Origin of the sequence: Paenibacillus andongensis, assembly GCF_025369935.1 — a bacterium.
In the GTDB taxonomy this organism is placed as follows: Bacteria; Bacillota; Bacilli; order Paenibacillales; family NBRC-103111; genus Paenibacillus_E; species Paenibacillus_E andongensis.
This window is the reverse complement of sequence record NZ_CP104467.1, coordinates 6226394-6251364: the sequence shown is the minus strand read 5'-3', so window position 1 is coordinate 6251364 and position 24971 is coordinate 6226394. Positions and strand designations below refer to the sequence as shown.

23 protein-coding genes and 1 riboswitch are annotated in these 24971 nt (G+C 46.3%); of the genes, 21 read left to right on the top strand and 2 right to left on the bottom strand.

All coding sequences use genetic code 11. The annotated features are described in order from the left end of the window. Positions 1–61: 61 nt before the first annotated feature. The 18 genes from NYR53_RS27935 to NYR53_RS27850 all read left to right on the top strand — a co-directional run bounded on the left by NYR53_RS27935 (position 62) and on the right by NYR53_RS27850 (position 17273). Entirely contained in the window at positions 62–328 is a 267-nt protein-coding gene (locus NYR53_RS27935; RefSeq protein ID WP_047677416.1) for an aspartyl-phosphate phosphatase Spo0E family protein, read from the top strand. Between the two features lie 61 nt (positions 329–389). Beyond that, positions 390–917, top strand: a complete 528-nt coding sequence (locus NYR53_RS27930) for a type 2 periplasmic-binding domain-containing protein (protein ID WP_261302347.1) — start codon at positions 390–392, stop codon at positions 915–917. A gap of 32 nt (positions 918–949) precedes the next feature. Further along, a riboswitch (cobalamin riboswitch) is annotated at positions 950–1103 on the top strand. A gap of 153 nt (positions 1104–1256) precedes the next feature. After that, on the top strand, positions 1257–2270 hold the full coding sequence (locus tag NYR53_RS27925; RefSeq protein WP_261302346.1) for an ABC transporter substrate-binding protein: 1014 nt from the start codon (positions 1257–1259) through the stop codon (positions 2268–2270). 1 nt (position 2271) lies between these two features. Further along, positions 2272–3309 carry a FecCD family ABC transporter permease gene (locus tag NYR53_RS27920; protein ID WP_261302345.1) on the top strand — a complete coding sequence of 346 codons (1038 nt, stop codon included), beginning with the start codon at positions 2272–2274 and terminating at the stop codon, positions 3307–3309. 5 nt (positions 3310–3314) lie between these two features. Next, a complete protein-coding gene (locus tag NYR53_RS27915; protein WP_261302344.1) occupies positions 3315–4091 on the top strand; it encodes an ABC transporter ATP-binding protein in 777 nt (258 codons plus the stop codon). 23 nt (positions 4092–4114) lie between these two features. Beyond that, positions 4115–5188, top strand: a complete 1074-nt coding sequence (gene cobT / locus NYR53_RS27910) for a nicotinate-nucleotide--dimethylbenzimidazole phosphoribosyltransferase (protein ID WP_261302343.1) — start codon at positions 4115–4117, stop codon at positions 5186–5188. A 67-nt stretch (positions 5189–5255) separates the two neighbouring features. Continuing rightward, complete coding sequence (gene cobU, locus NYR53_RS27905; protein WP_261302342.1) at positions 5256–5816, top strand: bifunctional adenosylcobinamide kinase/adenosylcobinamide-phosphate guanylyltransferase; 561 nt, start codon at positions 5256–5258, stop codon at positions 5814–5816. A gap of 43 nt (positions 5817–5859) precedes the next feature. Then, positions 5860–6849 (top strand): adenosylcobinamide-phosphate synthase CbiB, encoded by a 990-nt coding sequence (gene cbiB / locus NYR53_RS27900; RefSeq protein ID WP_261306543.1) that lies wholly within the window; start codon positions 5860–5862, stop codon positions 6847–6849. After that, positions 6822–7673 carry an adenosylcobinamide-GDP ribazoletransferase gene (gene cobS, locus NYR53_RS27895; protein WP_261302341.1) on the top strand — a complete coding sequence of 284 codons (852 nt, stop codon included), beginning with the start codon at positions 6822–6824 and terminating at the stop codon, positions 7671–7673. Before cbiB ends, cobS begins: the two co-directional genes overlap by 28 nt. Positions 7674–7806: 133 nt before the next feature. Continuing rightward, positions 7807–8916 (top strand): threonine-phosphate decarboxylase CobD, encoded by a 1110-nt coding sequence (cobD, locus tag NYR53_RS27890; RefSeq protein ID WP_261302340.1) that lies wholly within the window; start codon positions 7807–7809, stop codon positions 8914–8916. Beyond that, positions 8906–10492: a cobyric acid synthase gene (locus NYR53_RS27885; protein WP_261302339.1), complete on the top strand. Its 1587-nt coding sequence runs from the start codon at positions 8906–8908 to the stop codon at positions 10490–10492. The genes cobD and NYR53_RS27885 overlap by 11 nt, the downstream gene beginning before the upstream one ends. A gap of 2 nt (positions 10493–10494) precedes the next feature. Beyond that, on the top strand, positions 10495–11064 hold the full coding sequence (locus NYR53_RS27880; protein WP_261302338.1) for a cob(I)yrinic acid a,c-diamide adenosyltransferase: 570 nt from the start codon (positions 10495–10497) through the stop codon (positions 11062–11064). Further along, a complete protein-coding gene (locus NYR53_RS27875) occupies positions 11061–12002 on the top strand; it encodes an RluA family pseudouridine synthase (protein WP_261302337.1) in 942 nt (313 codons plus the stop codon). Before NYR53_RS27880 ends, NYR53_RS27875 begins: the two co-directional genes overlap by 4 nt. Before the next feature lie 127 nt (positions 12003–12129). Further along, positions 12130–12495 (top strand): arsenate reductase family protein, encoded by a 366-nt coding sequence (locus tag NYR53_RS27870; protein ID WP_437180098.1) that lies wholly within the window; start codon positions 12130–12132, stop codon positions 12493–12495. 7 nt (positions 12496–12502) lie between these two features. Continuing rightward, positions 12503–13600: a site-2 protease family protein gene (locus NYR53_RS27865; RefSeq protein WP_261302336.1), complete on the top strand. Its 1098-nt coding sequence runs from the start codon at positions 12503–12505 to the stop codon at positions 13598–13600. Between the two features lie 67 nt (positions 13601–13667). After that, positions 13668–14843, top strand: coding sequence for an aminotransferase class I/II-fold pyridoxal phosphate-dependent enzyme (locus NYR53_RS27860; protein WP_261302335.1), 1176 nt, complete (start codon positions 13668–13670; stop codon positions 14841–14843). A 91-nt stretch (positions 14844–14934) separates the two neighbouring features. After that, the gene (locus NYR53_RS27855) at positions 14935–16089 is read left to right on the top strand and encodes a DNA sulfur modification protein DndB (protein WP_261302334.1); all 1155 of its coding nucleotides are present in this window, start codon (positions 14935–14937) and stop codon (positions 16087–16089) included. After that, on the top strand, positions 16089–17273 hold the full coding sequence (locus NYR53_RS27850) for a DNA sulfur modification protein DndB (protein ID WP_261302333.1): 1185 nt from the start codon (positions 16089–16091) through the stop codon (positions 17271–17273). The genes NYR53_RS27855 and NYR53_RS27850 overlap by 1 nt, the downstream gene beginning before the upstream one ends. Positions 17274–17881: 608 nt before the next feature. Here NYR53_RS27850 and NYR53_RS27845 read toward each other — a convergent pair. Together NYR53_RS27845 and NYR53_RS27840 are read right to left on the bottom strand one after the other, a co-directional pair. After that, the gene (locus NYR53_RS27845) at positions 17882–19870 is read right to left on the bottom strand and encodes a glycoside hydrolase family 15 protein (RefSeq protein WP_261302332.1); all 1989 of its coding nucleotides are present in this window, start codon (positions 19868–19870) and stop codon (positions 17882–17884) included. Between the two features lie 13 nt (positions 19871–19883). Continuing rightward, on the bottom strand, positions 19884–20909 hold the full coding sequence (locus tag NYR53_RS27840) for a LacI family DNA-binding transcriptional regulator (protein ID WP_261302331.1): 1026 nt from the start codon (positions 20907–20909) through the stop codon (positions 19884–19886). A 460-nt stretch (positions 20910–21369) separates the two neighbouring features. Between NYR53_RS27840 and NYR53_RS27835 the strand changes: the two genes are divergently transcribed. From NYR53_RS27835 to NYR53_RS27825, 3 genes are all read left to right on the top strand, one after another. Then, positions 21370–22680 (top strand): sugar ABC transporter substrate-binding protein, encoded by a 1311-nt coding sequence (locus NYR53_RS27835; RefSeq protein WP_261302330.1) that lies wholly within the window; start codon positions 21370–21372, stop codon positions 22678–22680. 99 nt (positions 22681–22779) lie between these two features. Beyond that, the gene (locus NYR53_RS27830) at positions 22780–24093 is read left to right on the top strand and encodes an ABC transporter permease subunit (RefSeq protein WP_261302329.1); all 1314 of its coding nucleotides are present in this window, start codon (positions 22780–22782) and stop codon (positions 24091–24093) included. Further along, positions 24090–24938, top strand: coding sequence for a sugar ABC transporter permease (locus NYR53_RS27825; protein WP_261302328.1), 849 nt, complete (start codon positions 24090–24092; stop codon positions 24936–24938). Before NYR53_RS27830 ends, NYR53_RS27825 begins: the two co-directional genes overlap by 4 nt. Positions 24939–24971 lie beyond the last annotated feature (33 nt).

Genomic DNA, 24971 nt, shown 5'->3' with positions numbered 1-24971 from the left:
CGTAAATAAATATGTTCATTATTGATGAAAACTGGTATTCTTGTAGTAAGGAGGGATGAGCATGGCTTTTATGGAATATCAACTATCAACCTATCAAAAACATTTTCAAATTCGTGAACAGGATTTCGGACAACGTTGGTTAACCAAGCGTGCGAAGAAGAAAAACTCCCTTACCTTATTAGAAGAAGAGATTCATTCTCTGCGACGAAGGTTAGAACAGATGGTTTTTGATGGGGAAGAAATGACATCTGATTCCGTCGTTGAATTGAGCACAATACTAGACCAAAAAATAAATGAATATATGCATAATGGGAAAAAAAGTCGGTGAAAACCGACTTTTCTCACGACTATCGATGGATTCAGATAACAAACGGAGGTACGCTCACAACATGAAAGTGAAATGGCTGTTGGTTATGATGGTGGGGCTTATGGTGATGCTTACGGGTTGCGGCGGGCCGAAGCCGGATGTATCTATTTTTATTATGGGCTCGAATGGTTTTCCAAGTGAAGCGGGGGACAAGCTGGAGAATTCTTTGAAATCCAAGGTGGGCGAGGTTCCTACAGTCAAAGTGAATACATCACCTATATTCTCGTTGGAAAAAATGATTGTGGAGCTAGCTGCCGGGGGCAATGGCATCTTCATTCTTGGCGAAGATCAATTCAAATCACTAAGTAATCAAGCGGGTTTCGTTTCTTTGGATGATACCATCAAACCTGAAGATTATCCGGATGGCGTTATTCAAATTGCTGAAGAGGGTAAGCCTGCTGAAAAGCATCTATATGGTATTCCTCTTGCAGGAAACAAATGGATGAAAGAGCAAGGTTTTGAAGGAAAAGGCTTGGTGGCTTTTATTCCTCAAAATGCTCCAAAGATGAATGAGTCGTTGCAAGTGCTCAAAATAATTGCACAAAAGTAACAAGAAGTCTATAATCGACAAATAGATTGATAGTAAAACATGCAGCCATAGGTGCTGGTAAGCTCACTTACGAAGAGATTGCCACTTAAAAGGGAAGCCGGTTAAAGTCCGGCGCGGTCCCGCCACTGTAATCCTGGCATGAACTGCCGGGAGAGTCAGGATACCTGCCCATGGTGCCGTTTACGACATCCTTCGAGGAAAAGGATCGCGTTAAATCAGGAAGCTACCCTAGATATTGCTGAGCGCCGCGATTTATCGTCCCTTTTGTTCCTTCGAGAACAAAGGGGCTTTTTTGTTAGGGTCAATCGACATAAATTGTTTAGAGAGAGGGTTTGCCAGATGAAAAAGAATTCAGTAAAAAAAGCACTTATTCTTACAGTAGCGTTAACAACAGCAATGAGTCTAGCAGCTTGCGGTAAAAAGGAAACGGAAATCACTAATCCGTCTAAGCTTGGCGGGGAAGGGACCAAAGCTCCTGCTGCAACGACGGCACCATCATCCGCAGCCAAAAAGACGGTCTATCCATTGAAAATAAAAGATGCTACGGGCAAAGAGTTTACATTTGATAAAGCGCCTGAGCGTATTGCATCGGTGTCCCCGGCAGAGACTGAAGCCCTTTTTGCAATAGGGCTGGAAGCTAATATTGTTGGTGTATCTGATTATGATGATTATCCAGAAGCGGCGAAAACGAAGCCGAAACTTGGCAGCATAACGAAGCCTAATCAAGAAGCCGTGATCGCTTCTAACGCAAATGTTGTGTTTACGGGGGTTTCGATGAAACCCGATACAGTAGAAAAGCTGCGTGCTTTGAATATCAACGTGTTTAAAGTGGAGCCGAAAACATTGGATGATGCCATTGCGAATATTCAAACGTACGGAATCATTACGGATCATCAGGAGCAAGCGGAAAAAGTGGTTGCCAAGATGAAAGCGGACCGTCAAAAGGTTGTTAATGCAGTGAAAGACGTGAAGCAAGAGAACAAGAAAAAGGTATACATTGAATTTGCCCCGGGATGGACAGTGGGCAGTGGCGAGTTTATGGATGAATTGATCAAGATTTCTGGCGGTGTTAACGTTGCAGGAGACAAAAATGGCTGGTATGAAATCAGTGAAGAAAAAATCATTCAACAAAATCCAGGTGTAATTCTGTTCGCCAATGGGGTTGTCGATAGTAAGAGCAAGAAACCACTTGATGAAATTATCCGATCTAGAAGTGGTTGGGATACCATTGATGCCGTGAAGAACAAGCAGGTGGTCGGCCTCGACCAGAACATGCTCAGCCGTCCGGGTCCAAGACTGACCGATGGATTACTTGAAATGGCGAAAGGCATTTATCCCGAACTGGTGAAATAAAATGAAAAGAAAATTAATGCTGTGGGGAGGAGTAGGGGTTATACTCCTTCTTCTTTCTATTGTGGCGAGCTTGTCGCTAGGTGCTGCTAATCTACCGGTTCTGCAAATTGCCAGTATTCTCGCCAAGCATATCCCTTGGCTGGGAGATCACATCGATGCCACCTGGCCGCAGTCGTCGGAACAAATCATCAATAAAGTACGATTTCCCCGTGTATTACTGGGGATTCTTGTAGGGGCCTCACTCTCAATCGCAGGGGCAGCTTTTCAAGGTGTGCTGCGCAATCCACTTGCGGATCCTTATGCACTCGGTGTATCCTCGGGGGCTTCTGTAGGAGCCGCATTTTTAATCTATTTTGGATTGCAAGTGGCGTGGTTTGGGCAATGGTCGATACCTATTGTTGCCTTCGTAACGGGACTTATTTCTTTATTTCTGGTTCTTAAGCTTGCTCAGATCGAAGGGAAGCTGAAGATGGAGACGCTTATTTTATCAGGCGTGGTCATGCAGGCTTTTCTAGGGGCAATCGTATCCTTCATGGTATCTATTTCCAACCAAGTTATTAATGAAATTATTTTCTGGCTAATGGGCAGCTTGGCCATGCGAGGTTGGTCGTATACGTATATCATTTCGCCTTATTTAATTATTGGTTTTGTCGTGCTGCTTAGCTATGCAAGGTCGTTAAATTTACTGGCTTTGGGTGAGCGGCAGGCGTCACATCTCGGTGTGAATGTAGAGCGTACGAAGTTGATCGTGCTTATTGTAGCTACATTTCTTACTGCTGCTGCGGTATCGGTTGCTGGTGTAATCGGCTTTGTTGGGCTCATCGTGCCACATTTAGTACGACTATTGGTTGGTCCGGATTATCGATTGATTATTCCATTGTCCGCAATTGGCGGCGGTATTTATGTCCTCTGGGCAGATACACTTGCCCGTACCCTGCTAAGTCCAACCGAAATTCCACTTGGGGTCATCACGGCATTTCTGGGCGCGCCATTTTTTGCTTATTTGCTCCACAAGGATAAGAAAACGTTAAGAGGTTGATCAAGATGATTAAAGTGGAGCACCTTTCCCAAAGCTTTAGGGAACAACAAGTGCTGGAGAACGTCAGCTTTGAGATCAAGCAGGGTGAGTTTTTTGGGATTATTGGGCCAAACGGCAGCGGTAAGTCGACGCTTCTCCGTCTCATATCAGGGATCGATCCTGTTAAAAACGGAAGTGTTGACTTGGATGGCCGGTTAGTATCCTCCTATTCACGGAAAGAGCTGGCTAGATGGCTTGCTGTCCTCCAGCAGGATGCTCTGCCTCCAGTTGGCTTTACGGTCCGTGAAGTGGTGGAAATGGGGCGGTATCCTTTTCAAAATTGGCTTGGCGAGGAGTCGGCTGATGCGGAAGGTTTAATTGAGGGGATTGTCCGGAAGCTGCATTTGGAACCGCTGATTGATCGAACAATCGAGCGTCTCAGCGGTGGTGAACGACAGCGTGTTGCGCTTGCTAAAGTGATGGCGCAGCAGCCGCGACTGCTTATGCTGGATGAACCAACAACGTTCTTGGATATCGGATATCAAGTACAGATGATGGATTACATCAAGGAATGGCAGCAGGAATCCGAGTTGACGGTTGTAGCTGTCCTACATGACTTGAACTTGGCTGCGCAGTACTGCACGCGATTAATGGTTGTACACAATGGTGAGCTTGCAGCGATAGGAACACCCGATGAAATCATTACTAGCGGATTAATCAGCGAAGTGTATGGAACAGAACCGATTGTCCTGCAGCACCCCGTTAACGATGCGCCGCAAATTTTATTACAGCCAGGAAAATAGATGAGCTATCGGAGGATACAATCATGAATAAGATGCAAGCGATTATAGATAGCATTAAGCCTATTCATCAAGATGTGGTGAACCAAGCGAATGAGCATTTGAATCAATTGACGAAACCGCAGGGAAGCCTCGGGAAACTGGAAGATATTGCGCGTCAGGTTGCCGGAATTACAGGCGATGTGATGCCGATTTTTGAGAAAAAAGCGGTTATCGTAATGGCCGGAGATCACGGTGTATGTGAAGAAGGGATTAGTGCATACCCGGCGGAAGTAACGCCTCAAATGGTACTTAATTTTCTTTACGGCGGGGCTGCTGTCAACGTACTTGCTAGGCATGCCGGCGCTGAAGTCGTCTGTGTCGATATGGGGGTCAATGCTGACCTAGAGCATCCTGATCTCGTTTCTCGCAAAGTAAGAAAAGGAACGCGAAATATGGCGCGTGAAGCGGCATTAACGTTGGATGAGACTGTGTTGGCGATACAAGCCGGAGTAGAAGTTGTGGACGAGTTGGTGGAAAAGGGCTTTCGTCTCTTTGCTATGGGAGAGATGGGGATTGGCAATACAACGGCCAGCGCCGCGATCCTGTGCGCTTTGACGGGCTTAGATGCCAGAGTGGCTGTTGGCCGAGGAACGGGCATTGATAATAGCAAATGGCTGCATAAAGTGTCTGTTGTGAATAAGGCGCTGGATGTGAATGGACTTCGTGTGAGTGAAGATGGAAGATCAAGCGCAGAGTATGCGCTCGATGTGTTGACGAAGGTCGGCGGATTGGAAATCGCCGGACTTGTTGGCGTGATTCTTGGCGCAGCGAAGAATCGCTGCCCAGTGGTCGTCGACGGCTTCATCTCGTCGGCAGCGGCTCTTGTGGCGAGCCGATTAGCCCCGCTAAGCGCGTCCTACATGCTCGCCTCGCACTTATCGCAGGAGCAGGGGCATGCGAAGCTGCTCGAAGCGGTTGGCCTCGCAGCGATGCTGCAGATGGATATGCGCCTGGGCGAAGGTACAGGCGCGGTGCTTGCCTTTAACTTGATCGATGCCGCAGGCAAGATCATGAAGGAAATGGCGACATTCGAAAGCGCAGGCGTGTCGCGGGGGTAGACGAATGGCGGCATGCCGGTTAATGGCAAGCTTACGCAGTAAGCATTGATAAGGAGGCGAAGGCGCCATGGCGGTTTTGGTTACGGGCGGCGCGCGCAGCGGCAAGAGCTCTTTCGCGGAGAAGCTCGCCATGCATGGCAGCGAGCGAGGGGTTTATATTGCGACTTCCCACATCTACGATGAGGAAATGAAGGAGCGGGTTGAGCTGCACCAGCAGATAAGGCTTGACTCGGGGTATCCATGGGATACCCGGGAGGAGCCTTTCCATCTGCGCGAGCTGCTGCTTCACCTGCAGGAGAGCGGGGAAGATGCCGTGGTCTTGGTCGACTGTTTGACACTTTGGCTCTCCAACTGGTTGCTCCATCATGAGGGAGAGGCAGATGCTTCTACTCAGGTAATGAAACGCATAGATGAGCTTGTAGAAGCAGTGTCCTCCTACAGTGGACATCTCATCTTGGTTACGAATGAAGTGGGTGACGGCATTGTGCCGGAATATCCGCTTGGCCGCCGTTTTCGTGACCTGGCAGGACGAATGAATCAACGCTTAGCTGAGGTATGTGAGCAGGTATTTCTTGTCACGGTTGGCATACCCATGGAGCTAAAAAGCAGAGCTTATCGATTGGAATAATCGACTGGAATAATAAGTCTTTAAGTATAGAACGGTGATCACTATGTGGATATATTCTTGGCAGGAAATCGTTAGTATGACGGCTGCTGCCATTGTGCTGGACTGGCTGATTGGTGATCCGAAGTGGCCGACACATCCGGTTATTCTCATCGGACGCTTCATTCGCTGGGTAGAAGGCAAGTTACATAAAGGAAATGAGACGTCAGTTAATTCGTCTGGATGGCTGCGAGCTAAGGGTGTACTGCTTACAGTTTCTACTGTAATGCTTAGCTTCAGCGTGATGCTGCTGCTCATCCTTGCTGCTCGGTCGGTACATGAGTGGCTCGGATACTTGGTCTCTACGTGGTTTATTTCCACAACGATTGCTATTAAAGGACTAAAAGATGCCGCTTATCTTGTCTACAATCCGCTGCGTACAGGGAATCTTGCAGATGCTCGCAAGTACACGGGCTACATCGTAGGCCGCGATACAGATGAGCTCGGCGAGGAAGAACTGACGCGCGCGGTCGTGGAAACCGTAGCGGAGAACATCGTCGACGCGGTCATCGCGCCCTTGTTCTATGCGCTGATCGGCGGAGCACCGCTCGCGATGCTGTACCGGGCATCGAATACACTGGATTCGATGGTCGGCTACCGAAATGACAGATACCGTCATTTCGGCTGGGCGTCGGCCCGCTGGGACGACGTTATGAACTGGATCCCGGCTCGGCTGACCGGCCTCCTGTTGATCCTCGTCGCCCTGCTGCAGCCGGGCCTCTCGGCGAAGCGCGCAGCGGCAGCGATTCGCCGCTTCGCGCACCTGCACCCCAGCCCGAATAGCGGAATTCCGGAGTCGGCGGTAGCCGGGGCACTCGGAATTGAGCTGGGCGGGCTGAACGTCTATGGCGGCGCTGCGAGTGAGCGCGCCCGCCTGGGCTGGCCGCTGCGTCTACGGACGCAGCAGGATATCGTCTACGCCGTGAGGATGCTTTACGGCGTCAGCTTTGTAGTGATGGGAGGATTGCTGTGCATACTACTCGTTCTGTTTTACTAGATTGGCTGCGTGCTTGCATAGCAGCCTTTCAGTTTTTAACCCGTTTGCCCATTCCTGTGCAAATTGACTATACAGACCGAGTATTCCAAAGAAGCGTGATATTCTATCCGCTAGCGGGTTTTGTCATCGGTCTTCTTTTACTCCTTGCAGGCAATGGGTTAAGTTTCGTCCTGCCTGCGATGCCAGCAGCTGTTCTGCTGCTTGGGTTCTGGGTCGTCTTAACAGGGGGCCTGCATCTAGATGGGCTAATGGATACCGCTGATGGTATTCTTAGCCACAGACCCCGTGAGCAAATGCTAGAAATCATGAAAGACAGCCGCGTAGGCGCCATGGGTGTCATCGTATGTCTTCTCCATCTGCTTCTCAAATTTTCGCTACTGTACACCCTGCTTGATACTGGCGGAATGGGCGGTGTTTGCATCTTACTTGCCATCGTTCCCATCTGGAGTCGTTGGTTTATGGTTGCAGCTATACATGGCTGGCCCTATGCCCGGCGAGACTCAGGATTAGGGAGTTTTTTTCGCGGAGTTACCAAATGGCATGTGACTATGTCTAGCTTAGTAGCCCTCTTTGCAACTACGCTTTTAGTCGTAATACTTTCCACATGGCTAGCTGATTCTAGCGTTACATCTTTCTCCTTCACCAAAGGTTTAACTATTATTTTTAGCTTTGCTATAGGCACAATCTTAACAGGATGGATTTTGGCCACGTATATAAGCCGTAAATTAGGCGGTTTAACCGGAGATACATACGGTGCCTTGAACGAACTTCTCGAAACACTACTTTTGTTGGGCACTACCATTTTCGCAACTTCCCACATGTAGGTTTACAACGTTGAAGAAGCGATATGCAATTGGGATAATGTCTATTCGAACTGTGTTCATGAAAACGGTTAGTTCAAGGTGCATCAATGATTTTACTTCAAATGTTTATATTTCAGAGAAAGGAGTGAATATCATGCTAGAACGCTATGGGCATGGAGGCGACCTCTGGACGGCAGAAGAAGCCTTTGGCCGTCCGAAGGAGCAATTCTTGGATTTCAGCTCGAATATGAATCCGTTAGGTCCTCCTTCGGTCGTGAAGCATATTCTCAGAGACGGGTGGCGCGATATGGTCAAATATCCCGACCCCGCCGTGCGTGAGCTGAGAAATAAGCTATCCTTGAAATATGATATCGGAGTGGAAAGCATTCTGGTTGGCAACGGGGCAGCGGAGCTGATTGATCTGACAGCGCGAGTGTTAAAGCCCTCTGTGACCGGATTAGCGAGGCCTTCTTTTAGTGAATATGAGGAGGCGGTTCATAAATCAGGTGGCGGTATTTACAACATCCCTCTATCGCCATCGTACGATTTTGAAATGCAGAAGCATGATATTGAAGCCGCTTATTCGGAGGTGGACTTGTTCTTTCTAGGTCATCCGAATAATCCGACAGGGAAGCGGGTTCCTCGTCAGGTGATGGACATTCTTATCCAGGATAACAGAAGATTAGTGCTCGATGAGGCATTCATGGATTTTGTACCGAATGAGCAGGAACACTCTTTGCTCAAACTTGCTTCCACCAGTCAGCAGCTTGTCGTCATCCGCTCGATGACGAAATTTTATTCTATCCCGGGTATACGCTTAGGCTTTATGGTGGCTCACCCCGATAGGATTCGGCAAATTCAACATCTTCAGGTGCAGTGGAGCGTAAACTATTTAGCTCAGTGCATCGGATCAGCCGTGCTTGATGATGAGCACTTTGAGCAGTCCAGCCGGCAGTGGCTGGAGGAAGAGAAGCCATGGCTCACCCAACAGCTCGAGCAATTAGGTCTTGAGGTCGTACCTAGTGATGTGAATTTTTTGCTTTTTTCATTTCCTGAGCGGATGGGTATCGATGTGAAGATGGCCCAGAAGCATTTGGGGCATCAAGGGATTTTGATCCGAGATGCTTCCCTTTTTGAAGGCCTCAATAAACGCTATTGCCGGGTTGCAATTCGTCTTCGCGAAGACAATGAACGGTTAATAGCTGGGTTAAGTCACATGATGGCCGATTTCATGCAGAACCGGGGGCAAGCTGATGACGAATAAGACGATGCAAGCTGCAACACTGATGGTCCAGGGCACTGCTTCCGACGTGGGGAAAAGCATTCTAACGGCTGCACTATGCCGCATTCTCGTTCAAGACGGCTGGCAAACGGCGCCATTTAAGTCGCAAAATATGTCCCTTAATTCTTATGTTACTTTTGATGGTAAAGAGATTGGTCGAGCACAAGGTGTGCAGGCGGATGCCTGCCGTATTTTAGCCACAACAGATATGAATCCGATTCTGCTAAAGCCGAAGCAAGACATGGTTGCTCAGGTTGTTGTACATGGGAAGCCATACTCGGATTTAGATGCAAGGACGTATAGAGAGACCTATTTGCCGCAGGCTGAAGTGATTGTGAAGGAAGCATTAAGTCGGCTGCGCAGTCAATATGATGTCGTGGTGCTAGAGGGGGCGGGAAGTCCGGCTGAGGTTAATTTGAAGGACCGCGATATTGTAAATATGCGGCTTGCAGGTTGGGCAGAGGCTCCTGTGCTTCTCGTTGCTGATATTGATCGTGGAGGCGTCTTTGCTTCAATCGTAGGCACTTTGGAAATCTTGACACCTGTGGAAAGGGATCGGGTTAAAGGTTTTATTATTAATAAGTTTCGTGGAGATGTTAGTCTTCTGAAACCGGGCTTGGATTGGCTGGAAGAGAGGACGGGGAAACCTGTTCTTGGGGTCATTCCTTATCTGCCGCAGTTAGGCATTGAGGATGAGGACTCAGCTTCACTAGATTCCAAACGCATGCAGAGTAAACGGAATGAGAGCTCTCAAGAGAAACAGGCTGATCAGCTGGATATCGCGGTCATTCGCTTGCCACGCCTCTCTAATTTTACGGATTTCGATCCTCTGCAAGAGGAGAAAGATGTCCATTTCCGCTATATTACACACCTTTCCGAGTGGGGGGAACCGGATGTCGTATTGTTACCAGGCAGCAAGAATACGATGGACGATTTACGGCATTTGAACGAATCTGGTCTGGCAGAACGAGTGAAGGTTTTCGCGCAAAACGAGAATGGTTGGGTCGCAGGTATTTGTGCAGGCTATCAGATGCTGGGCGCCAAGCTGCTTGATCCAAACGGCTACGAATCCGATCATCCTGAGCTAGAGGGACTAGGGCTTTTACCAACGGAGACGGTATTTACTTCCGAAAAACGAACCGTTCAAGTTCAGGGAAGCAGTACTCTTTTTGCTGAAAATGGCACTGAGATTGTTATTGATGGCTATGAAATCCACATGGGGCGTACGCGTTATTTGCAAGAAATGGTAACCCCATTCCAGATTAAGTCTCTCAGCTCTGACAACGATCTGCACGGAGACGGAGCAGCTGCGGATCATGGGCGTGTTTGGGGGACGTATTTACACGGGATATTGCATAATGATGACTTCCGCAGAGCCTGGTTAAATCGTATTCGCAATCATAAAGGATTATCCCGAATTGAGGGTGGCCTTCGGTTCAAAGAACGCAGAGAAGCTGCTTTTGATAGGCTGGCTGACCATGTAAGAAGTCACTTGGATATGCAGCGTGTTTATGAGATGATGGAATTATCAAAGCCTTGGAATAGGGAGGATGTTTGAAAATGAAAATTTATACTCGAACTGGTGATGCGGGGCAGACAGGCGTAATCGGTGGCCGTGTGGATAAAGACGATGATCGTGTTGAGGCTTACGGCACAACAGATGAACTGAATTGTTATGTGGGTCAAGCGATGAGTTTTATGGATCCTAAGAAGTATCCTGATTTACTCCCGGATTTGCTGCAGGTGCAACATGAATTGTTTGATTGCGGTTCAGACCTTGCTCTCTTGAAGCAAGAGCTGCGTCCATATAAAGTAACAGCCGAAATGGTCGATATGCTGGAGACTTGGATTGATAAATACGATGCGGAAACTCCGGATATTACACGATTCATTTTGCCGGGCGGCGGTACCGTTTCATCCACACTTCATGTTTGCCGTACCGTATGCCGTAGAGCTGAACGCCGGGTGGTAACGCTAGCTAGAACACAGGAAATCAATCCGGAAGTCCGCAGATACTTGAACCGGCTTTCCGATTTATTCTTCACCATTGCCCGCACTGCGAATCACCGTGAAGGGATTACGGATGTGGAATATGTGCGAAGCGCTGAGGTGTTTAGACGTAAATCATGAGTTATTATGAACCGTTAGTATATATCGTACCGCCGGAGGAAGAGGGCTTCATTCTAAAGACGGTGCTGCAAAAAAGATTGATGGTCTCTCGCAAATTGCTATCCCGCATTAAGTTGACCGAGCAGGGCATAACGGTGAATGGGGTTAGACAATACATCAATATTAAAGTAAAGGCTGGCGATCGTGTAGAGATTCGTATGGAAGAAGAGCAATCCGAGGATATCTTGCCTCAGGATCTTCCTCTGCACATTCTGCATGAAGATGAGCATCTGTTGATACTAGCCAAAGATGCCGGTATCATCGTACATCCGACGCATGGACATTATTTGAACACGATCGCCAATGGCGTTGTGTATCACTGGCAGCAAGCGGGCATTACGTGCCGTTTCCGCCCTGTGCATAGGCTTGACCAAGAAACGTCAGGTGTATTGGCTATAGCAAAGACGCCCTATGTGCACCAGCAAATATCGGAGCAGATGATTCAACATCAGGTGAAAAAAGAGTACCTAGCCTTTGTGTGGGGCGTCGTCACAGCGAAAAGCGGAACGATCAATGAACCCATTGATCGGGATCCTGAACAGCCGCATGTTCGTATCGTTACCGCTGACGGCTATTCGGCCGTAACTCATTATGAGGTCGTGGAACAATTTGCGCATGCCGCTTTAGTTCGGATCTGGCTTGAAACCGGACGAACACATCAAATTCGCGTGCACATGCGCCATTTGGGACATCCGCTGCTCGGAGATAAGATGTATACACTTCCAGAGTTTGAGCAGAGTTTATCAGCAGTTGAAGCAAGTAGAAGACTGGGTCGTCAGGCTCTTCATGCTTATAAACTGGGATTTGTCCATCCGGGAACAAGGGAATGGACGGAGTTTCATGCTCCTCTGCCTGCGGATTTAACTATTTTGCAATCATGGCTGCACGAAAGTAACTAAATAAACAGAAACCATCCTTTTGCAGGATGGTTTTTCTTTGTTATAACTTGACTTTCCGTATCAATTACCTCAGAATTTTAAGTAGTTCGTTTCATTTCAACTTAGACTTAAAGGAGCTTTAAACATCATGGGAGTAAAAGTATTTTGTTACGATAAATGCGGGACATGCCGTAGTGCCTTAAAGTGGCTGAAAGAGCATCATGTAGATATTACAGAAAATGTCCCTTTATTCGAAACGCCGCCCTCTGCCAAGGAATTGGCTAAGCTGCTTCGTGATAGCGGTCTGGAAATCAAAAAGTTTTTTAATACTTCCGGAGAAGTATATAAAGAGATGAGTCTGAAAGACAAACTGCCCAGCATGTCGCAAGAACAAATGCTCGAATTGCTCGCTTCGAACGGCAGGTTGATTAAGCGTCCGATCGTAACCGATGGTCATAAAGTAACAGTCGGCTTCAAGGAAGCAGAGTATGACGAAGTATGGGCGAAGGGGTGATTTTAAGTTGGAAGAGAAGAAGAATCCAGCAGGTAAAAAGTCACCACTAGCCATTGGTGGTTTCATAGCTGTTCTATTATCCCAAGGGAAGCTGCTCTTAGGCTTACTAAAGTTTGGTAAAGTTGGCGGAGCCATCATCTCGATGTTCATTACCATTTGGGCCTATGCCTATCTCGCTCCGCTGCCCTTTGCAATAGGCATTGTTCTGATGATTCTCATACATGAACTCGGTCATGTTTTCGCTGCCAAGCTAAAGGGGCTTCCCGTTTCAGCGCCCGTATTTATTCCTTTTCTTGGAGCACTGATTACAATGAAAAAGAATCCTACCGATGCTGCAACAGAAGCGTTTATTGGCATAGGGGGACCTATTCTTGGGACCATTGGTGGTGTTGCCGCTTTTGGTTTGGGTGTATACATCGATTCTCCTGTCATTGTTTCGGTTGCCTACGCCGCATTCTATTTAAATTTAATTAATTTACTCCCAATTCATCCTTTAGATGGTGGGCGTATTTCTACAGCAGTAACTCGTTGGTTATGGATTCTTGGTTTAATCGGCGGTTTGGTATTTATTTACTATATCAATAGTCGTGTAAGTCAATTTATTTTCTTTATCATATGGGCCATGTTTGCTTGGGATTTGTACAAAAAATACGTGAAATACAGAAATCGAGAAGAGCTTCTTTCGGTGTCCACTCGTTTCGATTTTAGAGCTGATCATCTGCTCCAGCAGGGATATATCATTCCAGGTGAAAATCACACACGAGATCTAGAATTTACGACTTACTCGGATTTACAAGGCCCTGGAGAGAGTAGACAAACCATTGTGTTGTACTGGCAAGGGATCGGGTTCGAGGGTCATGCTTTATTGCCTCAGCAATCCATCATCAAAAGAGTTCAGTTAACCAAAGTGGAACGAATGCAGAAAGAGAATGGTTTTTATTTAGGGCTGCAAGTAAAAGTGGACTATACACCTCTAGGGATACAGGAGCTTTACTATGAAGTCCCTGCGAAAACACGATGGAAATTCGGAATCGCTTATCTGGCGCTCGTTTTGTTTTTGCTTTATATGATAAGACTTGTTCATCAAGTTGGCATTATCGGCTAATGTTTTTCAGTTCTCGCCCTATTAATTAATGATATGAAGTGAATTCATCATAAAGAGGATATCAACCATGAAAATTACAGGCTCAAAGAGACTTAGTCAACTAGGATCGGCTATCTTTTCAGAAGTAGCAGATTGGAAGAGAGAGGTTATGAACCAAGGGGTAGACGTCATAGATTTAGGAATAGGAAGTCCTGATCTACCTCCTTCTGATCGAATTATTGAAGCGATTACAGAAGCCGTTCGTAACCCAGTGCATTACGGTTATCCAACCTCTGAAGGAAGTTTGGCGTTTCGAGAAGCAGTAGCCAGATGGTACAGCTATCGATTCGGTGTGGAGCTGAGTCCGGAAAGTGAAATATTGACTCTGATGGGCTCACAAGATGGTCTTGCTCACTTAGCGCTTTCACTCTGTGATCCTGGGGATATTGCCATTGTCCCTGATCCAGGTTACCCCATATATTCGGCAAGTCTCGTGCTAGCGGGAGTCGCACCTTACTTGCTGCCGCTGCGCGCAGAACACAACTTTTTACCCCAATTAGAGGACATTCCAGTAGACGTGGCTGCTAAGGCGAAATTCATCCTGCTTAACTATCCAAGCAATCCATTGTCTGCTGTTGCAGATCGCGCTTTCTTTGAGCATTTGATTACCTATGCCAAGAAGCATGACTTGCTTGTCGTACACGATCTTGCCTACTCCGAAATGGCTTTTGACGGCTATCGGCCTATCAGCATTTTGGAGATAGAAGGCGCTAAGGAGGTTGCTGTCGAGTTTCATTCACTGTCAAAAAGTTTTAATATGGCAGGTTGTCGAATTGCTTTCCTAACTGGAAACACAGGCGCCGTGAATGCTCTTAAAACGCTGAAATCCAATATCGATTACGGTGTGTTCAGTGCCATTCAAGCGGCTGGAATTGCAGCATTAGAGGAAGACATGGCGCATAATCACTCCGTTGCCCATGTGTATGAAAGAAGACGAAATGTTTTTATCTCGGCGCTAGCGGAAGCGGGTTGGATCATACCACCACCCAAGGCAACAATGTTTATATGGGCTCCAATTCCAAAAGGATGGACATCTCGACAAATTTCCCGGGAAATGTTATATCATGCCGGTGTTGTCGTTATTCCTGGAGACGCTTTCGGGGCCGAGGGAGAAGGCTTTGTACGAATTGCATTGGTACAAGAAGAGGGTCGATTACTTGAGGCGGCAAAGCGCATAGGAGATTGGCTTCGTACATTAGAATGAAAATTAGAGATTTTGGTAAAAATAGGAGAATGAGAGACATATAGATGTTTAAGTATTGAAATAAAACTTATTAGTTGAAAGGGGTAAGCATATGGATGCCATTTCCTCATTATCTGAGCTTTTAGCTGAGCAGAAGCCTTCATCGTTCGTAGAAATTCCCGGAATTTTGGGGCAAACTTTTGGGCAAGCAACAATTGCTGCTACACTGCCCATGAGCAAACTATTTTCAATCTATGAAGTTGATTTAGAAGTTCAACGTGCGATTATTCCGCGTAATCTTTCTAAGCTCATTGATTACGTTAATTTGTATTTAGAAGATCGCCAGCCTATTTATTTCCCGGGAATCATTTTCTCGGCAAGAGGTGCAGGTCATTATGACGAAGAGGGGCAAGCACTTCGCTTGCAGCCGATTGAGAAATTGTATGTCGTGGATGGTCAGCATCGTTTGGCCGCTTTCCAACGCATTATGGAGACGTTGCAAAGTCAAATGGCACGTGCCAAGGATCGTCGTGAGTACGACAAGATGGAAGAGATCACGGAGAAGCTGCGCCGTTTGTACGCGTTCCCTATCTCAACGATGACCTATTTGGACATTAATGCTCGTCAAGAGCGTCAGTTATTCTCCGACATTAACAAGCTTCCGCGCAAGCTTGGCGGCAACCTGGCGGTACTTCGCGATCAGCGCAGATTCTATCACGTTGCTGCATCGGAGCTTGCAGCCAAAGCACCAGCCATGCAGAAGCTGACTGTAGATATGTTCTCTGAACGCGGGAAGTCACCTGAGTATTTGTTCTCCTATCACTTGCTAATCGAAATATTGATTGCTTTGTTCGAAGGCAGAATGAAATCAGCAGCGCGTAATAATGGTTATCAATATGAGGATAAAGAACTGCAAGATCTTGTTTCCTTGGCGGGTACCTATTTCAATGGCTTGCTGAATTACTTGCCAGAACCAGCTAAGGGTGAAATCGTATGGTCTGAGAACATCCAAATTGCATTAGCCATGTTTATGCATGAAGAAGCTACGAAACCAGGTAAATTTAATCGCTATGCACTTGAGCACGTATTGAAAATACTTCCTCATGTGAATTGGAACAACATTTATGCGGGAGAAGAGAAGGATCGGTTGCCGAGACGGACTCGCATTATGAAAGCCTACAACTATATCAAAAACTTTTATCAAGATCAGAATGCATTTCTTATCAGCGATGCCGATTCTTACAATTCCAAGGAGGACGTGAGCTAATGGAAGGATTACGCCTTAAGATGACCATTCATCCTTTTTGCGATAAGTTCGGACTTTCAACTGTAGCTTTACGCGTTCAGGATTTGCTGAATTATACGATGATTGACCCTATGGTGCAGCGTAAGCTGAGCAACATGCAAAGACGTAAAATCTCCACCTATTTGCAGGAGCGTGAGCTCGATCATGTGTTCTTCGGACCTGTTACGCTGTCCTTGCGTGAAGTGAATCAACTGTCCAAAGGCGAGAAGGAATTCCTTCTCAAGCATGGTTCCAAGCTGTCTATTTTGGACGGTCAGCATCGTATTCTAGCGCTAGGCTATGTGAATGATCAAATGCAAAAAGAAGTTAGACGTTACGAGAAGAAATTAGTGGTGTTAAAGATCAAGCAACGGAAGTTTCCAGAAGATGCTGAAATTAGGCAAGAGGTTGAGGAGACTGAAGGTACGATTAATCAGCTTGAGGGAAGACGACTGGATTTGATGGAAACACAGCTTGCTGTGCAAATTTATATTGGCTTAACAGAGGAAGAAGAGCAGCAGTTGTTCGGCGATATTAACTCTAAAGTCCAGCTGGTGAGCAAAGAACTTGGTCATTCCTTCGATTCCATCGATCCGTTAAATCTGGTTATTCAACAGGTTGTCGATCATAATGTGTATCTCAAAGCAGCCGGTGTTGAGCGTCGCAACAACTTGACTTCGTTCAATCGTAACTTTACGTGTTTCAGCTGGTTATATGCGACGGCGACGATGCTTTTTTCTGGCAGAATGCAGCCATCCTATGAGCTTCAGCGCAAAATTCGCCACGATCCATCGACGTATGTAGAAATATTGCACCAATTTTTTAATACGATCCTGCCGATGATGCCAGAGCAACCAGGCTTGGCGCAGTATACATCGGCCAATCGTGTGATTCAAGAAAGTATTGCGCTGTATGCCAATCGCTTCTTATTCCCGAACGGAGAATACAACGAAGAATGGACGAATTCTTTACAGCTTCTGGAAGGCTTCGATTGGTCGCACGACAATGAGGAATTAATCTACGTATTTGGCGCGTTGGATAACGGTAAGATCAATCTTATCCACGAGAAATCGCTGAAAAAGCATATGAAGCTTGTTCAATTCTTCCTTGAAGGCACGGATAGCGGAAGTGCGGATGAGGATGATGTAGCTTCGTCTGCTTCATAAAAACAAGGAAAAGACAAATGAGAGATTTTGCTCATTTGTCTTTTTTTTGTAATATGTTTTGGGTTGGAGCGAACTTTAACGAGAAGAAGTGACTGCGATTATGGTAAATCTGCAATTATACATGCTTTTTTTCTTTGAATAGCTCCTATTCGTAAAAGCCTGCAAACGTGCAGGCTTTTACAGTCTTTTTTTAATTTTCAGGATAGAAAAGCTAAAAATTCCTGCATAATAGCAGGCGTTTCCTCTATTCAAACGATTTTAACAAAATACCTGCACTTTCGCAGTTATTGTGGACTTTGAGCGAATAATCGTTCTCCACGTACGTTAGTGAAGCCCTAAGGGGATGCAGCTGCAAAACGCTAAAGTCTTCTTGTACACCGGAGAGCAGCGAGTAGTCCCTTGCAAAGAAACTCGCCAAGTAACAGTTGTGTCGTGTAATTACTGCCTAATTCATTTAAATAACACGACTTCAACAGCGCTTGGAACCCACATCCATCTCTCACTATGCACAAAAGAATGGGTTACACCAAGGACCTGAGGCAGAGGCAGAGTTTTTTTTGTACAGGAATTAAACCTTTTTTGATGTAAACTACCCATTTTTTGCCAAATTATTGTATTTTTTCGACATTAGTGGTGATAGTAGCTTGCAGTTGATCTACTTCAGAAAGCATAGAAACGGCTAGGATAAACATCGCATGCGACCAAGTTAAAGGAACGACCCATGCGGTTTCACCGGACACTTTGTCGATCTGTTCAGGTAATAAGCCCATTTCCGTACGGTGGTCTACGGCCCATTGCAGCAGCGTTCTAGCTTCGTCGTACTGTCCACGAGCTATGCGGTAATGGCTCAGCCAAAGTGTGGTCAGAATCCAAGGATTCCCACCGATGTAGTGATCATTCTCGTAGCGTTTGATACCACCCACGCCTGGCACCGTCAGCGCAAGTTCAATTGCTTCGGCTGTTTGTACCATTTTTGGGTCGTTGATAGAGACAGCACCAAACGGAACGGAAATACCAAGCAAAGAGATATCGAGGATGGAGTCGTGTTCGAGCATAAAGGATGGGTATCCCTTCGCATTCACAGCGATGGAAGTTGATACACCGCTCGCGTTGGCTTCGCGGTAATCTTGCTCGCTAACCGCGAGCTTCAGTCCGCGATGGAAGGAGCCGCGGTCTTCGTTCCAGCAGCGTTCGCTGATCGCGTGCTGAATCCCTTCAGCGGCCTTCGTCCACGCGGCCGCTTCGGTTTCAAAGCCACGCAGCTGCGCGAACGCGGCTGCTGCGGTTAACCCGCCGTACACGGCCGCTGCCGAGTACGTGTGCTCCGCCAAGCGCTCCTCCCAGAGGTCGCGGCTTGGCGCAGGCAAACCGGTTTCCTCGTCGAGGAAGCTGACGAGGAAACCGGCTCCCTTCGCCACGGCGGGCCATACCCGCTCGGCGAAGGCCGGATCTTGGATGTGGCTGTAATGCTGCCACATCCCCCACAGGATCGACGCGCCCTCGTCGATCTGGAGTCCCCATGACGGCGCAAGGCGCCCGTCATGGTAGTGCCTTTGCTGCCAGGACCCGTCGGCGTCCTGGGCAGTTAGCGTCCACTCGTAGAAGCGAGTGGACAGGTCCGTCAGCCCGACACGGTCGAAGGCTGTCGTAATGAAGGCGGCGTCGCGGCCCCAGCAGTACGCATAGCCGCCGCAGCGGGTGAAGCCTTCGTCGAACTCAGGCGCGGCCACAACACTGCCGCTGCTTTCGTCGGACATCAGCTTCATTGTGAGCAGCGAGCGCTCATAGAGCTCGCGAATGGCATCTGATGCCTTAGGAGCTGGCACGGTATTCGCCAAAAATTGCTGCCAGTAGGAAACCGTCAGCTCATACCAATGCGAAGCAGGCATACTTTTGGCTTTAATCAGCACGTCTGCTGCTTCTTGACGCGTTGAGCCTGCAGCTATATACACAGGGAGTTCGGCGGTTTCACCAGGCTGAACATCATTGAATCGCCAGCTTAAGGCCCCATCTGGCGTCATGTCAATTTGGTTTCCGTTGAGTATTCCCATTTGCGCGGAAGACCAAGCATGACCTGCTTGATAACCTGTGCAAACGTTTGAACTGGAAAGCGAAAAAATATAAGCATGCCGCATATGGGTCAATGCATCTATGGATTCATCGAATTGGGTTGTATGGTAGTACGAAGTTTCCATCGAGCGGAATGACGAGTAGTACAAGAATTGGAAGGAGACTGGCTCTGTTCCATGGTTTGTCAGGCGATAGTGACGAACATAAATATCCTCTTGGGGTACGGCGTAGTCTAAGGATTCAACAGCAATAGGAAGCTGTGTGGACTTTGATTTCACACGGAAAATATTGGTTCTATCCACATACCCAGCGGCATGCTGCCAGCCGTCTTCGCTGCTGTCAAACCAGCTCGTTTCGTTACTCATCCCGTCTATGAACAAGCCGGTACGAATTTCATCAACATGTTGAGGGTAATCAATGTGGGGCCACCATAAGCGAAACAAGCGACCAGTTCGGCCAAGAGAAGCTAGAAATCTTGAGTTTCCAGCGATGGCGTCGATTAAATAAGGTTTTTTGTCTTGATTCATGTCGAGCAACTCCTTAATTGTGTATGGAAAGAAGTGAGGATTCCCGAGCCATTAATCGATGTGGAATGATAATGTGGTTATGGTGAATCGTCTCTCCTTTTACTGCTTTAATTAACGTTTGCGAAGCCGTATATCCGAGTTGATAGATACCGATATCAATGGAGCTAATCGGTGGTGAAGACAGCTCTGACATGGAAATGTTGTTGAAACCAACCAAGCTAAGATCGTTTGGGACTTTAAAACCAAGCTCGGTTAACCCGCGAAGTACACCGAAAGCAACGATATCATCGATGACGACAAGAGCTGTTGGACGTTCCGGCAGACTCATAAAAAAAGACATCGCTCGATATCCGCTCTCTTGAAGAAACTCGCCTTCGACAATCCATTCGGATTGTATCTCTAGGCCTGCTTCTCTCATAGCTTGTACATATCCTTCCATACGATCCTTCGAAACAATAAGATTCGGAGGACCGCTTACGAAGCCAACGCGTTTATGACCTTGGGCAATGAGGTGACGTGTAGCATCATAGGCAGCAAGCACATTATTATTATCGACAGAAAGCACATCTGGATAGTCTTCGCTTCGACCAACAAGAACGAACGGAAATTTCATTTCTTGTAAGAAGGAGATAACGGGATCTGATTTACGGGAATACAGCAAAATGATGCCGTCAACTCTACGTCCTTTAACAAGTCTAGTGACAGCTTCGACTTCCTCACTCTCCGTTGTGCCTGTGGTCATCATTAAATCATAGCCGCTGCGAGTGGATTGTGTAACGACGCCGCGAATGATTTCTGAAAAGAATAGATTCAAGAAGAGTTCTTCCGCGGATCGAGGCAGGAGAATTCCAATGGTCTGTGTCGTTTTGGACACAAGGCTCTTCGCCATCACATTGGGATGATAGCCCATTTCGGACATAATATCCTTTACTTTACGAATGGTCGCTGGACTGATACGCGGATGTCCTGATATAACGCGGGATACAGTGGACGGTGAGACTCCCGCTTTTTTGGCTACGTCAATAATCGTAACGGACATCTTACGGCAACCTCCTAGGTAGATATATGGCTTATGTTAACTGATACGAACTTTGAAGTAAATATACTTTGCACAAGTTGCACAAGAATAAATCAATCGTACCGTCCAATTTACGAAATAAGTTTGCAAATGCGCATTGATTTATAATAGAAGTAAGGATGTAATCCTGTGAAAAAGTAAGGATTAGTGTGAAATTACGTGCTTTTATTGATAATATAGCCTATATTCCTTGAATTTGAATAGTGCAAACGTTTTCTTGAATAAAAATTTTCAGATATAATAACTCCATGAATGAAGCGCTTACACATGCTTTAGGCTTGTGATTAACGTGAAAGTGACATCGAAAATCCAACGATGATTGAGTTGTCACGATTTCTATTGAAAGTTGTACAAACGTTTGCACAAGTGGTGTAAAGCGGGAATTACGTGGAATCAACATATTGAAGGGGGCATTTTTATTATGAAGAAAGTTTCATCTTTACTTGTGGCATCATCCTTAGTAGCAGCACTGACGGGGTGTGGGTCCAACTCTAACACCGATAATACTGCTGCATCAGCGGCACCTGAGGCAACGAAAGCAGCGACAGCAACAGCAGCAGCTGCAACACCGGCGGCATCAGAAGACATCAAGCCGGAAGCTGGCGCAACATTACTCGTCTGGGAAGCCAAAGAATGGCGTCCATTCATGGATGAAATCATTAAGCAATTCACAGCTAAATACAACATTCAAGTCAAAATGGATGAGGTAGGCGCAGGTGATCAAGTTAACAAGTTAACGAATGACGGTCCTGCTGGAATCGGGGCGGACGTTGTTGTATTCCCGCACGATAACCTTGGTAAAGCAGTAGCTGCTGGTCTTGTTCTTCCGAACGACTTCTATGGCGATGTAACAACGAAAGAAAACTCGGATGTTGCCATTCAAGGTACCACATTCGGAGGGAAGCTTTATGGCTACCCACGTTCCGTTGAAACCTACGCAATGTTCTATAACAAAGACCTGATTCCACAAGCTCCTAAGACCATGGATGAAGTAAAAACATTTGCAAAAACATTTAATGATCCGGCTAAAAATAAGTATGCCTACATGTGGGATATCGGAAACTTCTACTTCAGTTATCCGTTTCTGTCTGCTCAAGGCGGTTATGTATTCGGGAAAAACGGTACTGACAAAAACGACATCGGCTTAGCAAACGAAGGCGCGGTTAAAGGAGCGGCTTACTTCGCTTCGGTGAAGAAAGATGTTCTACCATTGAAATCCGGTGACGTGAACTACGACATCAAAAAAGGATTATTCACTGGCGGTACGCTTGCCATGAACGTTGACGGTCCATGGGCGATTGGTGATATCAAGAAATCCGGTATTAAGTTTGGCGTAGCACCACTCCCTGCTATTGATGGTAAACCAGCTGTATCCTTCGCGGGAATTAAAGCATGGTATGTGAACTCTTACTCCAAATATCCTAACGCTGCTCGTTTATTCGCAAGATTCGCTTCAGATCAGAAAGCACAGTTATTAGAGTATAAAACAGTCGGATCCTTGCCGGCTAATAAAGCAGTAGCAGAAGATCCAAGCGTTAAGGGTGATGAGATCGTGTCCGCTTTCTTGCAGCAGTTCAAAACATCTCAAGCTATGCCTTCCATCGCTGAAATGGGGAACGTATGGACACCGATCGGCGGCGCACTCGGGGAAATTTGGAATGACAGTAAAGATCCAAAAGCAACGTTGGAAAATGCAGTGAAACAAATTAAAGACGCATCTGGCGCTAAGTAAGCGTAAGTGTAAGTTTCGATAAAGGAAACTCTAATTTCACCCGTCGAACCGTTCGGCGGGTGATTTCTAACATTGTAGGAGAAAGGGGAGGATTCAATTATGCGCAAACACAGTCGTATAGCTGCCGTTTTATCCCTCCTAATCATGGGGACAGGACAGCTTTACAACCGACAGTACATCAAGGGAATACTATTCCTTGTGATAGAAGCAATAGGGATGTCCTATTTTTTAAAGAATCTCGCTCATGCGCTTTGGGGGATTTTCACATTAGGGGACGCAGCAACACGCCAAGTGGTCGTTGATAAAATAACGAAAAACGTAGCAGGAGATCACTCGATTTTCTTGTTAATTGAGGGCTTGATTACGATCATGTTCTTACTCATCTTTCTATTTATTTATGTCATCGTATGGAAAGATGCTTATCGCACAGGGAAGCTTAGAGATCAAGGAAAGCCTGCAGCGACCTTTGGTGAGAGCGTTAGACATGCCCTAAACTTCAAATTTGCACAGATCTTATTAACGATTCCTGGCATTGGTATTTTGTTTTTGACGATTATGCCGATTATTTTTATGATTATGATTGCGTTTACGAACTTTTCCGCTCCCGAACACATTCCTCCTGCAAAGCTGGTAGACTGGGTTGGGTTTAAAACCTTTACCGACTTGCTAACGCTCAAAACATGGAGTCACACCTTTTTCGGCGTACTGACTTGGACAGTGATATGGGCGATATTGGCGACAGTCACCACTTATTTTGGCGGGCTGCTCGTGGCTTTGCTCATCCAACAAACAGGCATTAAATTTAAAACCTTTTGGCGTACCATCTTCATCCTTCCTTATGCCATTCCTCAAATCATTTCACTCTTGGTGATGAGAAATTTATTTAACGGGCAATTCGGTCCCATTAATCAGTATTTAGCGGTATTCGGCTTAGGCAAGGTACCTTGGCTGACAGACCCCTTTTGGGCAAAAGTAACGGTTATCATTGTTAATATGTGGGTAGGTATTCCCGTTTCGATGGTACTTATCATGGGGATTTTGACAACGATTCCAAGGGATATGTATGAAGCCGCAGAGGTGGATGGCGCGTCGACATTTCAAAAGTTTCGCATCATTACCATACCGATGGTTTTATTCTCGACAGCACCTATTCTCATTACGCAATTCGCGGGGAATATCAATAATTTCAACGTTATTTTCCTATTAACCAACGGCGACCCTGTTAAAGGTGATTATCAATATGCGGGAGCAACGGATTTGCTAGTAACATGGTTGTATAAGTTGACGCTTAACAATAATAAGTACAACATGGCATCGGCCATTGGGATTATTATTTTTGTTATTATCGCGACCTTCTCGATATGGAATTACCGCAGAACCCGAGCTTTCAAAGAGGAGGATATGATCCAATGAGTATCAATAAAATAAGAGGCTCTTTTGTACGCTTGTTAATCAGTTATGTGCTTCTAGTGATTATTGCAGTTTGCTGTCTTTATCCAGCTCTCTGGGTCATTCTTTCTTCATTAAAGCCGGGCAGCTCTTTATATAGCCCTTCCATCATTCCTGATAAAATTACATTTGTACATTATACGGAACTATTCAAATCGAAAAGTGTTCTGTTTGGTCAATGGTATTGGAATACATTCAAAATTGCGATTTTCAGCATGATTTTCGGTACACTGCTTACGACGCTTAGTGGGTATGCCCTATCGCGTTTCCGTTTTCGCAGCAGAAAAAATATTTTGACCACTCTCCTGATTCTTGGGATGTTCCCTGGTTTTATGAGTATGATTGCGATCTTTATTTTGTTATTCCAGTTAGGTTTGTTAGATACGCATGCCGCTATGATTTTGGTATATACCGCAGGGGCGCCTGTAGCAGGAACTTTTGTGGTTAAAGGATTTTTCGATACGATTCCAAGAAGCTTGGAAGAAGCTGCACGGATCGACGGGGCAAGTAACCTTACGATTTTTAGTCGGATCATTATTCCATTGTCTCGTCCGATGCTAACTTATATCTCGTTGACAACATTCTATGGGGCATGGGTTGACTTCATTTTCGCCCGATTAGTGCTTCGCTCGAAAGAAAAGTGGACGGTGGCTGTTGGCTTGTGGGATATGGTTGCGAATTTCCAAAATAGTAACTTTACCATGTTCGCAGCTGCCTCGGTGCTTATCGCAGTTCCGATTACCTGTTTGTTTATTTACCTACAGCGATTCCTCGTTGAAGGTCTTACTGCTGGGGCTAGCAAGGGTTAGTTCTATGGAGAATATAGTAGTTTCAAAATAGTA

Excerpts from the sequence above, each read along its gene's own strand:
- NYR53_RS27885 (WP_261302339.1), top strand. The coding sequence starts at position 8,906 with ATGACGAATAAGACGATGCAAGCTGCAACACTGATGGTCCAGGGCACT.
- NYR53_RS27840 (WP_261302331.1), bottom strand. The coding sequence starts at position 20,909 with ATGTCCGTTACGATTATTGACGTAGCCAAAAAAGCGGGAGTCTCACCG.
- NYR53_RS27870 (WP_437180098.1), top strand. The coding sequence starts at position 12,130 with ATGGGAGTAAAAGTATTTTGTTACGATAAATGCGGGACATGCCGTAGT.
- NYR53_RS27920 (WP_261302345.1), top strand. The coding sequence starts at position 2,272 with ATGAAAAGAAAATTAATGCTGTGGGGAGGAGTAGGGGTTATACTCCTT.
- NYR53_RS27845 (WP_261302332.1), bottom strand. The coding sequence starts at position 19,870 with ATGAATCAAGACAAAAAACCTTATTTAATCGACGCCATCGCTGGAAAC.
- NYR53_RS27875 (WP_261302337.1), top strand. The coding sequence starts at position 11,061 with ATGAGTTATTATGAACCGTTAGTATATATCGTACCGCCGGAGGAAGAG.
- NYR53_RS27935 (WP_047677416.1), top strand. The coding sequence starts at position 62 with ATGGCTTTTATGGAATATCAACTATCAACCTATCAAAAACATTTTCAA.
- NYR53_RS27825 (WP_261302328.1), top strand. The coding sequence starts at position 24,090 with ATGAGTATCAATAAAATAAGAGGCTCTTTTGTACGCTTGTTAATCAGT.
- NYR53_RS27930 (WP_261302347.1), top strand. The coding sequence starts at position 390 with ATGAAAGTGAAATGGCTGTTGGTTATGATGGTGGGGCTTATGGTGATG.
- NYR53_RS27835 (WP_261302330.1), top strand. The coding sequence starts at position 21,370 with ATGAAGAAAGTTTCATCTTTACTTGTGGCATCATCCTTAGTAGCAGCA.
- NYR53_RS27880 (WP_261302338.1), top strand. The coding sequence starts at position 10,495 with ATGAAAATTTATACTCGAACTGGTGATGCGGGGCAGACAGGCGTAATC.
- cbiB (WP_261306543.1), top strand. The coding sequence starts at position 5,860 with ATGTGGATATATTCTTGGCAGGAAATCGTTAGTATGACGGCTGCTGCC.
- NYR53_RS27855 (WP_261302334.1), top strand. The coding sequence starts at position 14,935 with ATGGATGCCATTTCCTCATTATCTGAGCTTTTAGCTGAGCAGAAGCCT.
- NYR53_RS27925 (WP_261302346.1), top strand. The coding sequence starts at position 1,257 with ATGAAAAAGAATTCAGTAAAAAAAGCACTTATTCTTACAGTAGCGTTA.
- cobD (WP_261302340.1), top strand. The coding sequence starts at position 7,807 with ATGCTAGAACGCTATGGGCATGGAGGCGACCTCTGGACGGCAGAAGAA.
- cobU (WP_261302342.1), top strand. The coding sequence starts at position 5,256 with ATGGCGGTTTTGGTTACGGGCGGCGCGCGCAGCGGCAAGAGCTCTTTC.
- cobT (WP_261302343.1), top strand. The coding sequence starts at position 4,115 with ATGAATAAGATGCAAGCGATTATAGATAGCATTAAGCCTATTCATCAA.
- NYR53_RS27860 (WP_261302335.1), top strand. The coding sequence starts at position 13,668 with ATGAAAATTACAGGCTCAAAGAGACTTAGTCAACTAGGATCGGCTATC.
- NYR53_RS27850 (WP_261302333.1), top strand. The coding sequence starts at position 16,089 with ATGGAAGGATTACGCCTTAAGATGACCATTCATCCTTTTTGCGATAAG.
- NYR53_RS27915 (WP_261302344.1), top strand. The coding sequence starts at position 3,315 with ATGATTAAAGTGGAGCACCTTTCCCAAAGCTTTAGGGAACAACAAGTG.
- NYR53_RS27830 (WP_261302329.1), top strand. The coding sequence starts at position 22,780 with ATGCGCAAACACAGTCGTATAGCTGCCGTTTTATCCCTCCTAATCATG.